Here is a 12,104-nt window from a genome sequence, read left to right as displayed (position 1 = left end):
TGAAACAGAATATGCCTGGCGGCACTAGCGCGGTGGTCCCACCTGACCCCATGCCGAACTCAGAAGTGAAACGCCGTAGCGCCGATGGTAGTGTGGGGTCTCCCCATGCGAGAGTAGGGAACTGCCAGGCTCCAATTAAGTGGAAAGCCCTGTACTGACGTACAGGGCTTTTTGCTGTCTTGTGAAAACTGGTTTTATTGTTGCTGCACCGCAAAGGGAAGGGGAATAAATTCTAATATTTGGCGAGTTGCCAGATAGCGTAGCCGGTGGCAGCACCCGCTACATCCCATGTGATATCTTTCCAACTCCAGCCACTTCCAGTCGCACGGCTATCCCATAATTCTTTCGTTACTCCAAGACTCACGGAAAATAAGAAGCCGAAATTTGCACTTCGGGAATCACTCCATCCTTGATGTTGGCCATATTCATTACCTGCAGCAGATAAGATAGCTGATGTAATAAAGTGCTGTGCTTTGTCCTGACCATACCACTGGTCTTGCGCCATATGGCTGCAACCGCTGAGCAGGAATATTGAGGGAAGTAAAAGACGCAGCATTCGTGATCCTCTAACTACAAAAAAACCCTGCAAGCAGGGTTTTTTCAGTATAGCGATGAACTACAGAATACGACTGATTAAACGGTCAATACGGATACGACGTAGGCGGCGAATAAGCTTACGCATTTTCTCCGGATAATCTGAGATACTTTGTAGATCATGATAGTGTTGAACCACTGTAGTGTGAGTGCGGATCAAATCTAACTCATGGCCACGCTGTACAGCCAATTCCTGTTTAGGATCATGAATAAGAATCGCATTCTCGAGATCCAGTCGCCATGCTCTCGGGTTAAGGTTATTACCCGTCAAAAGCATCCATTCATCATCAACCCACATGCCTTTGAGGTGATAGCTGTTATCGTCATCTTTCCATAGGCGCACAACCAACTGACCACTGTTAACATAGTATTGTAAGCGACTCAGGAAGCGGCGAAGATTAATTTCATAGAGATAAGGTAATGCACCAATTATCTTAAACGGTTGATCTTCTGGAATATAAAAATCATTCGCGGTTTTATCACCGACAATAATCTCGACTTCTTTCCCTTCGCGTAACAGTTGGATGATACTTCGCACCAGCACTGCTGGCAGATTGAAATAGGGTGTACAGACAATGAGTTTATGCTCAGTACACGGCATTAAATGGTAGATAGTTTTATTCAGCAGGCTGGCTTTGCCCAGACCGACTAACGGTGTAACAGCAAGTTGCTCGTTATCGGCATTGCCCTGGAAATGGAAACTGGCATCGCGTAACTCCTGACGGAATAAGCGAATATCGTTTTTGATTTCAGGACTTTTTGGCCTGTGTTGTCTGTCTAAGCGATGTACTGCACGACCACGCACCAGATTTTCTTGCATCCAGTTATACATGACGTCGGAAAGTTGAGGGTTACAGATGATCTGATAGCGGTCATAACGATATTTATCATGCTGATGCAGATAAACATCATTAATACTTGCACCACTATAAATCACGCAATCATCAATAATAAAACCTTTGAAATGCAGAACGCCCAGTGCTTCGCGCGTGTTTACAGGCACGCCATAGACCGGGATCTCTACACCGGAATACTCCTCGGTCATACGATGATACCAGTCGGCATTGGTGTTAGTTGCAGCAGCACCAATACGGCCTCGCTGAGCACGATGCCAGTCAACCAAAATGGTTACTTCAATTTCCGGACGTTGTTGTTTTGCCTGGTAGAGAGCATGAAGCACGGCTTTACCGGCATCATCCTGCTCAAGATACAATGCGATAATACAGATGCGGCGAGTTGCACTAGCAATTTTTTGCAGCAGTACTTCACGGAAATCCGCTGGGGAGAAAAGGGTCTTTACATCATCAACTGACTGAGAAAGCTTCGGTAATTGGGCAAGGTGTTGTTGATGTTTATTACGTTTAAATTTAGACAACATCACAGTGCGTATCTTCTCTTTTCATTGGATGGCCTTCTGCAAAATCCAGACGTCAGAACTTGCTGATAATACCACTACTGACCCCTAAAGTGAGTAAGTTTTCCAGTACCTTACTCACGAATCTATGCTTTTTATCAATGGAAGAGTCAGGCTTACAATGCCATCTTCTAATTGTATATCGACATCAAATCCAAGCTTCCGAGCCAAAGACACCATACCGCGGTTGTTTGGCATCGTAATACCATTCAACCTTTGCAGACCATGATCCCCGGTGTAACTAATCAGCTTTTCCAACAAACGCCGCCCCAGTCCGAGTCCCTTCAAATCAGAACGTACCAGCACGGCAAACTCAGCATCAATGTTATCGGGATCTGAGATGGCACGTGTGACACCGATTATCTCATGTGATCCATTTTGTTCACGAACAGCCACAAAAGCCATTTCTCGATCGTAGTCGATCTGGGTCATATTGGCTAAATCTTCATGGGTAAATTCGTTGATCTCGCTGAAATAGCGATAGTAAAGATCCTCTTTGGTTACCAGAGAAATAAACTGTCTTAACAACGGTTCATCTTCCGGGAGGATAGGGCGGAACAAGCAATGCTCACCATTCTTGAGAATGATGTTTTCTTCCAGTTGATAAGGGTAAGGGCGAATGGCAAGGCGGCTTTCTGGATCACCCTCAAACTTTTCGAGCTGCAAAGTGACATCCAGCAACGTGAACTCATTACCCGAAGCCAAAAGGGGATGTATATCCAGGCGGCGAATTTCCGGGCAATCAACGATTAAGTTTGAAACCTGAACCAAGATCTGGCTGATTCCCGGAATATCCAACGGACGTAATGCGCTACGCCCACGGATCTTACCGCTTTTAATAGCCTGAATAACCAAGTAGCGGGCAAGATTCATATTGAGCGGCGGTAATGCGACGACAGCCTGTTGATCCGGTCGCCATTCAACACCACCTTCGCCCAACATAATCAGTGGGCCAAATACCGGATCGTGCTCAACCACGACTCTCAGTTCCTGAGCGCCTGCACGGTTAGCCATGCTTTGTACCAACAACCCATGTATACGAGCTTGCGGCCACGCCATTTTAACGCGATCGATAATCGCATCTGCAGCTTGCTGAACCTCATTAGCGGTTCTCAGATACAGCATTACCCCCTGCACTTCAGACTTATGTGGAATATCCGGGGAGCGGAGCTTCAGCGCGACGGGATAACCGATTTGTTCGGCAATATGTACAGCTTCTGCACTGTCGCCCGCAATCCAGGTTGGCAGAGTATTGAGTCCATACGCCTGCAAAATAGGGCTTACTTCATGAGTATCGAGCGACGTTGCACCTTCACTTATTGCCTGCTGGAGAAGAAGATGAGCCTCGTTGGCATTGGCTTTTAAGTTGGCGGGTAACGCCGGTGTTTCACGCAATTGTTTCTGGTTTCGACGATACTCCACCATATGCATAAAGGCGGTGACTGCACCTTCAGGCGTACGGTAAGTAGGAATACCGGCTTCACTGAATAACCGCCTGGATTCCTGGGACGAAAACTCACCGCACCAGTTGGTGATTAAAGTTATGTACTTACTGCGCGGGTGTTGGTGTATTAACTCAATTAATGCGGTGGCACTTTCGGTGCCTGGTGCCGCGGCACTCGGAGCATGAATAATCATTAACGCGTCAAAATCCTGGCTGTCGAGCAGAGTTTCCACCGCTCGTAGATAGCGTTCAGGCGTTGCATCGTCGCGTAAATCTAACGGATTGCCACTTTCAACACTGATTGGCAAAGCACTCTTTAGCTTATTGAGGATTTCATCACTCAGAGTCGCGAGCTTGCCGTTACGCAACCATAACTCGTCCAGTGCCAGTGCAGCGGGCGCCGTGCCATTGCTGATAATCATCAAACGCTCGCCCCGCAGTGGGCGCATGTGACTTAACGTTTCTACAGCCGAAAATAGCTCATGAGTGTCCTGGACGCGCAACAAACCGGCACGTTGAATGGCTGCATCCCACGCGGCATCAAGTCCGAGATGTGTTTTAAGCAGTTGCTGTGCTTTAGCACTACGCCCACTTTTAATCACCAGAATGGGTTTGTTACGTGAAGCACTGCGGGCCGCTGAGACAAAACGTCTCGCATCGCTCAGATGTTCGAGATAAAGCAAAATTGCACTGGTTTTTGTATCGCGAGCCAGATAATCCAGCAGTTCATCGACATCAATATCGAGACTGTCACCCAGAGCAATAAACCACGAAAATCCCATTTCTCGTTGTTGTGCCCAGTCGAGAATCGTGTTGGACACTGCCGCAGATTGCGAGATAAACGCTAATTTGCCTTTCTGAATCGGAACGGGTGAGAAACTCGCATTAAGACCTTGCCAGGGCGCAAGCAGACCGAGGCTGTTTGGTCCGAGCAAGCGCATCTGCCACTGGGTGGCGCAAGCTAATAATTCGGCAAGTTGTTCTGGCGGAGCGGAGAGAATGATGCAGGCTTTGCATCCTTTTTCTCCCAGCGATTGCAGTAATTCGAGGTTACGTTTCGAGTGAGTACAAATGACCGCAAGATCAGGGGCAAAAGGGAGGCTTGCGATATCAGGCCAGGCAAGGACACCGCATACCGCTTTATGACTCGGTGTCACGGGCATTACCGGGCCATTAAAGCCTCCTGCTAACAAGTTGCGCATCATTAAATAACCGGCACGATCTGTTTTCGCAGAAGCTCCGACAACAGCGATTGATTTGGGACGCAGTAGCGCCTCCAGTCCACGTTGACTCATTGCTCTCTCCCCTGAGAATTAACTCAGTGAGTTTAAACGCTTTCTGGCTCCGCTGCTGTGATACTGGATTGATGATGAGGTTTACCTGCCAGATATCGTTCACGGAACAACGTGAAATGCTCTGTCAGGCCGATGGCTGCTTGTTCATCATCGGCCAGTGCGAGCAACGCGGCGGCAACTTCGGCTGTGCAATATTGCCCGTCAGCATGGGCTTCACGAAGTCGATACGCAGAGACAATGCTCAAGTCCACCGAAATGACGGGCAGTTGATCAAGATAGGGGCTTTTGCGGAACATCTTACGAGCTTCAGTCCAGGTGCCATCCAGCATAATAAATAGCGGTGGCTTGCCACATATTGGCGGCATCGTAAGCACTTCGCGCCCAATGCTTGCATATGAGGCAGGGAATACAACCATCGGCTGATAATCAGGAGAACTGACTAAATCGAGCAGGGCCTGCGGTGGCTCGGTACGTGACCACTGGAATGCTTCGGTGTCAGGAAGAATATCTGCAATCAGTCTGCCGGTATTACTCGGCTTCATCGGTTCTGTGTCGAACATGACTAAACAGAAACGGCTGCGTGCACTTTGCTGTTGCAGGGTTTCACACAAACACTGTTTAAGCGGCAGCAAGCAGCGCTGGCAACGGCGAATGCGATTACCACGAGCAAGGAAAGGACGAGTTGCACGCGCCAGGCGTTCGGCACGAAGACGTAAGACGGCGTTTTCAGTCATCAGATAAACAAGCTTAAAAACGCCATTCTAACGTAGATGAAGCGCACGGGTACAAAGAAACGTACCCGTTTACTTAGAGATTTTCGTTCAGCCAGCTATCAAACGGTGCTTTCGGCATTGCCCCGTTGAGCATGTCGACCATCTCACCTTTTTTGAACACCATAATGGTCGGAATACTGCGGATGCGAAAACGTGCGCTAAGCGCAGATTCAGCTTCAGTATTCACTTTTACGAAGCGTACTTTGCCACTACGTTCTTCGGCGACATCTTCGAAAATTGGCGCGAAGTTGACGCAAGGGCCACACCATGGTGCCCAGAAATCCACCACCACAGGCAAGTCGTCTTGCAGCAGTTTATCCAAAGTTTCGCTGGTGGCATTAATCACTTCGCCATCAAAGAGATCATGACCACAACGGCCACATTTGGCACCGTCGTCAATACGCTCATCAGGAATGCGATTCGTTGCCTGGCAGGCGGCACAAACGGTATTCATAACTAACCTCTAAAGGATGTGTTGTCTAAAAATGGTGAAATTCACAGATGATGTTTCTTGTATGTTAAATATTATCAGCGATTAGTCGAGTGCCAGCAAAGTGATTTATTCGATGATTACAATAGTTACCGGCTTTTGACCAAAGTTAATGGCTAACCAGTGCCACATCGGGTAATCTGCGCGCCACGCGCTCAGCCAGGTGGAGAAAAGCATGAACGACGAATTTAAAGGTAAAAGCGGCAAGGTCAAAGTGATGTATGTCCGCGGTGACGATGACAGCGAAAAACGCACCCAAAACCCGCGCACAGGTAAAGGCGGTGGGCGTCCTGCAGCACCGTCACGGGGTGAGGGCCGTCGTGGTCCACGTCGCGATGATAAACCTGGCGCAGGGCGCGAGCGGAATCGTAGTGACGATCGTGACGATCGCGGTGATAACCCGTGGAGAACGGTTTCACGGCCACCAAGAGAAGAAGTAGTTGTAGCAGGCGAACAAATGGGAGCCAACGGCAGACCTATTGTTGACCCTGAAGTGATTCGCCGCCAACGTGCGGAAGAAACACGTGTTTATGGTGAAAATGCTTGTCAGGCTCTGTTCCTTAGCCGTCCTGACTGCATCGTACGCGCTTGGTTTGTCCAGAGCGTGACGCCACGTTTCAAAGAAGCATTGCGTTGGATGGCTGCAAACCGCAAAGCCTACCATGTGGTCGACGATGCTGAGTTAGTTAAAGCTTCTGGTACAGAACACCACGGTGGCGTTTGCTTCATCATCAAAAAACGTCGTGGTATTACTGTTCAAAGCTGGCTATCTAAAGTAGGTGAAGAAGATTGTGTGCTGGCGTTGGAAAACGTCGCTAACCCACACAACCTCGGCGGCATTATGCGTAGCTGTGCGCACTTCGGTGTGAAAGGTTTGCTGGTGGAAGATGCAGCAATGCTGGAGTCTGGCGCTGCGGTTCGTACTGCCGAAGGTGGTGCGGAGCATGTTGAAGCTATCAGCGGCGAGACTTTCAATGAAGGTCTGGAGCAATTCCGCAAAGCAGGTTATGCGATTGTCACAACATCAAGCCATAAAGGGACTCCGCTTTTCAAAGCTGAGCTGCCAAAGAAAATGGTTCTGGTGTTAGGTCAGGAGCGCGAAGGCGTTTCCGATGCGACCTTTGAAAATGCCGACATGAGCGTTGCCATTAATGGTACCGGTAATGTCGAAAGCCTGAACGTATCTGTTGCTACAGGTGTGTTGTTGGCTGAATGGTGGCGTCAAAACAAAGCGTAATGCTTTGGAAATGACCGACCGATTTGAAAAGCCAGCGCAAGCTGGCTTTTTTGTCTCATTACTCTGGCAACTCAGGCGTCCAGTTAATCGCGGGTTGATTACGCTCTGTCAGATATTGATTGGTCTTTGAGAAGTGACCACATCCCAGAAAACCCCGGTGTGCCGACAACGGTGACGGATGAGGCGCTTGTAAAACATAATGGCGGTTCCGGTCAATAAAGCTGCCTTTCTTCTGCGCATGCGCACCCCACAGTAAAAAGACGACGCCTTCGCAATGTTCATTTATCAGCGCGATGACTTTATCAGTAAAGGTTTCCCAGCCTAATTTCGCATGCGAATGCGCCTTGCCTGCTTCAACAGTAAGAACTGTATTGAGCAACATCACACCCTGGCGCGCCCAGCTTTCCAGATAACCATGGTTTGGTCGTGCAAAATCGGTAATGTCACTCTGCAACTCTTTATACATATTGGCTAGCGAAGGCGGCACAGCAACACCCGGTAGCACAGAGAAAGCCAGGCCATGCGCTTGTCCTGGACCGTGGTAAGGATCTTGCCCAAGGATGACGACTTTCACATCACCAAACTCAGTAAATCTGAATGCATTGAAGACGTCTTTCTGAGGTGGGTATACAGTGACCCCAGTTGCACGACGCTCAGCAATGGTGGCCAGCGTATTGGTGAAATAGGGTTGTTGCTTTTCTTGCGCCAGCACATCGTGCCAGGTGAGGGGGGTAGTCATCTCGCTCTCCTGCGATTCGTCATTGGACTAGCTTAACGGCTTCTTTCTTCTAAGCAAATGAATGAGCTACAGATGAGGCTTAAACTTAAAAAAAGTTGAAGATTTACATAATTTTTAACTTCCAGGATATGAGCTAAGTTGATGTAAAACAAATAAATGATATGATAGCCACAGTAGATGCATGGAATTAATTGATTTAAATCAAGGTTTGACGGGTGTTTGGCTAGTATAAAGATCAGTAACGCAACAATGGTTTTACCAATGAGCCAGTTTATGGCCCGAAATAGAATCACAAAATTAGCCCATAGGGAGAAATAAAATGATTACTGGTATCCAAATTACTAAAGCTGCAAATGATTCGCTCCTGAACTCTATCTGGCTGCTGGACAGCGAGAAAGGCGAAGCGCGTTGTGTATGTGCTAAAGCAGATTTTGCAGAAGACGAAGTTGTCGCTGTGAGCAAATTAGGCGAGTTCGAATATCGTGAAATCGCAGTTGAAGCAAAACCTGAAGTTCGTGTGGAAGGTGGTCAGCATCTGAATGTGAACGTTCTGCGCCGTGAAACTTTGGAAGATGCTGTTAAAAATCCAGAAAAATACCCACAGCTGACCATTCGTGTGTCTGGCTATGCGGTACGTTTCAACTCACTGACTCCAGAACAACAGCGTGACGTTATTGCTCGTACTTTCACAGCAAGCCTTTAATTTTTAAAATATTTAAAAAGCCGGTGTTTATTACATCGGCTTTTTTTATGGGTTTGAATCAGTATCTGTTATGAAACCGTTAAAAACCAAACTCAAAGCATAAAAAAACCGCCTCAAATGAGACGGTTTTTAGCCTTGCTGACGAATTATTCAGCAGAGCTTGGTTTGCGGCGCTTACCCACGTTCTTCTTATCACGAAGGCGGACTTTCACACGCGGTTTTTCTTTTTCGTCTTTTTTCTTCTCTTCGCGCTTCGCGAGCACTTTCTTCGACGGCTTACCAGTGAGCTTCTCACTCGGCGCACGTGTCGTTGGGCGCAACTCCTCAATCACACGCGATTTCATCGGTTCTTTCATGTAGCGAGTGACTTTGCCAAGCAGCAAATGGTCATGTGCTTCAACCAGAGAAATAGCTGTCCCTTTTAGGCCAGCACGGCCTGTACGCCCGATACGGTGCAGATAGGTATCAGCGGTACGTGGCATATCGAAGTTGAATACATGGCTGACTTCTGGAATATCAATACCACGTGCGGCAACATCGGTAGCAATCAAGACGCTCACGCGGCCATCAGTCAAACGCTTGATAGCTTCGGTACGTTTCATCTGGACCATTTCGCCTTCGAGATAGCAGGTGTTAATACCCGCTTCACGTAGCCACGCCACTAATTCATGCACACGATCACGTTTACGCACAAACACGATTGAACGCGTGGTATCGGGTTGTTGTAACAAATGGACCAACAACGCAGTTTTATGTTCGACGTTGTCTGCGCGGTAGTACCACTGGTGGATTTTCTTGCGCTCGCGTGTTGAGGACGTCGCAGAAACTTCAACAGGATCTTCTAACAAACGCTCTGCGAAATTCTTAATCGCATCGCCTTCAAGCGTTGCGGAGAAAAGCATGGTTTGTTTGCGCCAGCGAGTTTCAGCTGCAATGGTTTCGATATCCTGCGCAAAGCCCAGATCCAACATGCGATCGGCTTCATCAAGAATCAGTGTCTCTACTGCACGGCAATCAAAGTTTTCTTCTTTAATGTATTGCAGCAGGCGACCCGTCGTTGCAACAACGATATCCTGATTTTCGCTGAACACTTCAGCGTGGTTCATATAAGCCACGCCACCTGTGATAGTTGCGATATCAAGATGGGTATGTTTTGCCAGTTCACGAGCGTGATCAGCCACTTGCATTGCCAGTTCACGCGTTGGCGTGACGATCAAAATACGTGGTGGGCCAGACTTCTTACGCGGGAAATCGACCAAATGCTGTAACACAGGCAGCAAATATGCGGCTGTTTTACCGGTACCGGTTGGAGCGGAACCGAGGACATCACGCCCTTCAAGTGCAGGTGGAATGGCGGCAGCCTGAATAGCTGTCGGGCGGGTAAAGCCCTTGTCCTGGAGCGCGAGCAACAAGCTCTCGTCAAGTTCCAGTTCGGAAAAAGTGGTTACAGTCATGGTCTTCCTCTATGTAGGGCGCCGATTATAGACGTTATGGCTGCGATCTTCATCTGTTTGTGTGGGTAACTGACGCTTTTCCTGGCAGCAAGTTTCCCCTATGCTACACCAGTTTCTCTACAGGGTAGCTAAGATGTGCAGTCAAAAAGCAGTATTGCGTCGTGATGGATTCACCTTTAAACAATTCTTTGTAGCGCACGATCGATGCGCAATGAAAGTCGGTACAGATGGCACGTTACTCGGCGCGTGGGTACCCGTCGCCCAAGTAAAAAATGTATTGGATATTGGCACTGGAAGCGGGTTGCTGGCGTTGATGCTGGCGCAACGTACGCCAGAGAATGTCACTGTAGATGCCGTGGAACTTGATCCCATTGCCGCTGAGCAGGCTGCGGAAAACGCCGCAGGGTGCAAGTGGGCTTCACGCATCAATATTCATTGTGCTGATATCCGTGATTGGGCCCAACAAGCCACGCAACGTTACTCGTTGATTGTCAGCAACCCACCATTTTTTGCACAGGGCAGTGATTGTGCCTCCCCTGAACGTGCTCAGGCGCGTTATACCACGACGCTTGATCACCAAGCGTTGTTGAGCAGTGCTGCGCAACTGATCACTGAAGACGGTTTTTTCTGCGTGATTATGCCTGAAACCTCGGGAACGGCTTTTACTGAACTGGCAAAAACACAGGGATGGTTTGTACGTTATCGTACTGATATTGCAGATAATGAAAAGCGGTTACCGCATCGTGTGATGCTGGCGCTTTCTCCCACTGATGGAGACTATCTTACAGAGCGTTTGATTATTCGTGGGCCAGACCAACAATATTCTGAAGGCTACTGTGGCCTGACCCAGGATTTCTATTTGTTTATGTAGAGCGGTGAAAGAATACTTGGCCCGGAGTTTTCAGCCAAATCCGGGTAGTCCAGCGTGTAGTGCAAACCCCGGCTTTCTTTACGCATCATGGCACAGCGTACAATCAACTCTGCAACCTGCACCAGGTTGCGCAGTTCCAGTAAATTGTTCGACACGCGGAAATTGGCATAGTACTCGTCGATTTCCTGCTGCAACATAGTAATTCTGCGCAGTGCTCGTTCCAGGCGGCGCGTGGAACGCACAATCCCAACGTAATCCCACATAAATAGACGAAGCTCATGCCAGTTGTGCTGGATAACGACCTGCTCATCTGGGTTATCGACCCGGCTGTCATCCCAGTCAGGTAATGACCGGGAAATGCGTGCGTATGGCATACGCTTCATAATGTCTTCCGCAGCCGACCAGCCATAAACCAGGCATTCCAACAACGAATTCGACGCCATACGGTTGGCACCATGCAGACCGGTATAAGTGACTTCACCGATAGCGTACAAACCATCAACGTCCGTGCGACCATTTTCATCAATCATCACGCCGCCGCAGGTATAGTGGGCTGCGGGCACCACGGGTACGGGTTCTTTAGTGAGATCGATACCCAGCCCCATCAGTTTTTCGTAAATGGTTGGGAAATGATGGCGCACAAACTCTTCGGGTTTATGGCTAATATCCAGATACATACAATCGGCACCCAGACGTTTCATCTCATGATCGATTGCGCGAGCGACGATATCACGCGGAGCCAGTTCGCCACGCTCATCAAAATCAGGCATAAAGCGGCTGCCATCCGGGCGCTTGAGATAAGCACCTTCACCGCGTAGAGCTTCAGTTAGCAGGAAGTTACGTGCCTGAGGATGGAAGAGGGCGGTTGGATGGAACTGATTAAACTCCAAATTGGCAACGCGGCAGCCAGCACGCCAGGCCATGGCAATACCATCACCTGAAGAAATATCTGGGTTCGTCGTGTATTGATAAACCTTCGATGCACCACCGGTGGCTAAAACCACAGCTTTCGCACGGCAAGTTTCCACTTTCTCGCGGTTACGGTTCCAGATCCATGCACCCACGACACGTCGCGTTCCTGGCAGACCTA

At 48.7% G+C, this 12,104-nt stretch carries 11 protein-coding genes and 1 rRNA gene; 4 read left to right on the top strand and 8 right to left on the bottom strand.

Going from position 1 to position 12,104, the window contains the following annotated elements; translation table 11 throughout:
* Positions 1-14: 14 nt before the first annotated feature.
* A 5S ribosomal RNA gene (gene rrf, locus VJY99_RS19315) occupies positions 15-130 on the top strand.
* Positions 131-232: 102 nt separating this feature from the next.
* On the opposite strand, the gene VJY99_RS19310 is transcribed toward rrf, so the two are convergent.
* The 5 genes from VJY99_RS19310 to trxC all read right to left on the bottom strand — a co-directional run bounded on the left by VJY99_RS19310 (position 233) and on the right by trxC (position 5,974).
* Positions 233-556, bottom strand: coding sequence for a YfiM family lipoprotein (locus tag VJY99_RS19310; RefSeq protein WP_324121379.1), 324 nt, complete (start codon positions 554-556; stop codon positions 233-235).
* Positions 557-616: 60 nt separating this feature from the next.
* Positions 617-1,972 (bottom strand): CDP-diacylglycerol--serine O-phosphatidyltransferase, encoded by a 1,356-nt coding sequence (pssA, locus tag VJY99_RS19305; RefSeq protein ID WP_324121377.1) that lies wholly within the window; start codon positions 1,970-1,972, stop codon positions 617-619.
* A gap of 114 nt (positions 1,973-2,086) precedes the next feature.
* On the bottom strand, positions 2,087-4,747 hold the full coding sequence (locus VJY99_RS19300) for a bifunctional acetate--CoA ligase family protein/GNAT family N-acetyltransferase (protein WP_324121375.1): 2,661 nt from the start codon (positions 4,745-4,747) through the stop codon (positions 2,087-2,089).
* Positions 4,748-4,779: 32 nt separating this feature from the next.
* Complete coding sequence (locus VJY99_RS19295) at positions 4,780-5,481, bottom strand: tRNA-uridine aminocarboxypropyltransferase (protein WP_324121373.1); 702 nt, start codon at positions 5,479-5,481, stop codon at positions 4,780-4,782.
* Between the two features lie 73 nt (positions 5,482-5,554).
* Positions 5,555-5,974: a thioredoxin TrxC gene (gene trxC, locus VJY99_RS19290; protein ID WP_324121371.1), complete on the bottom strand. Its 420-nt coding sequence runs from the start codon at positions 5,972-5,974 to the stop codon at positions 5,555-5,557.
* A gap of 211 nt (positions 5,975-6,185) precedes the next feature.
* On the opposite strand from trxC, the gene VJY99_RS19285 reads away from it, so the two are divergent.
* On the top strand, positions 6,186-7,247 hold the full coding sequence (locus VJY99_RS19285; RefSeq protein ID WP_324121369.1) for a tRNA/rRNA methyltransferase: 1,062 nt from the start codon (positions 6,186-6,188) through the stop codon (positions 7,245-7,247).
* Positions 7,248-7,305: 58 nt separating this feature from the next.
* Here VJY99_RS19285 and ung read toward each other — a convergent pair whose 3' ends face one another.
* Positions 7,306-7,986, bottom strand: a complete 681-nt coding sequence (gene ung / locus VJY99_RS19280) for a uracil-DNA glycosylase (protein WP_324121367.1) — start codon at positions 7,984-7,986, stop codon at positions 7,306-7,308.
* A gap of 319 nt (positions 7,987-8,305) precedes the next feature.
* Here ung and grcA point away from each other — a divergent pair, with 319 nt between their 5' ends.
* Positions 8,306-8,689, top strand: coding sequence for an autonomous glycyl radical cofactor GrcA (gene grcA / locus VJY99_RS19275; RefSeq protein ID WP_324121365.1), 384 nt, complete (start codon positions 8,306-8,308; stop codon positions 8,687-8,689).
* A gap of 146 nt (positions 8,690-8,835) precedes the next feature.
* Here grcA and srmB read toward each other — a convergent pair whose 3' ends face one another.
* Entirely contained in the window at positions 8,836-10,143 is a 1,308-nt protein-coding gene (gene srmB, locus VJY99_RS19270) for an ATP-dependent RNA helicase SrmB (protein ID WP_324121363.1), read from the bottom strand.
* 133 nt (positions 10,144-10,276) lie between these two features.
* Here srmB and trmN point away from each other — a divergent pair, with 133 nt between their 5' ends.
* Positions 10,277-11,014 carry a tRNA(1)(Val) (adenine(37)-N(6))-methyltransferase TrmN gene (trmN, locus tag VJY99_RS19265; RefSeq protein WP_324121362.1) on the top strand — a complete coding sequence of 246 codons (738 nt, stop codon included), beginning with the start codon at positions 10,277-10,279 and terminating at the stop codon, positions 11,012-11,014.
* Here trmN and nadB read toward each other — a convergent pair.
* Positions 10,999-12,104, bottom strand: a 1,106-nt coding sequence (nadB, locus tag VJY99_RS19260; protein ID WP_324121360.1) for an L-aspartate oxidase, incomplete at its 5' end; no start/stop codon positions are given. The genes trmN and nadB overlap by 16 nt on opposite strands.

It is taken from the genome of Buttiauxella sp. (assembly GCF_035271705.1).
Lineage (GTDB): Bacteria > Pseudomonadota > Gammaproteobacteria > Enterobacterales > Enterobacteriaceae > Buttiauxella.
Note: the sequence above shows the minus strand (reverse complement) of the source record. Positions and strands in the feature narration are given on the sequence as shown.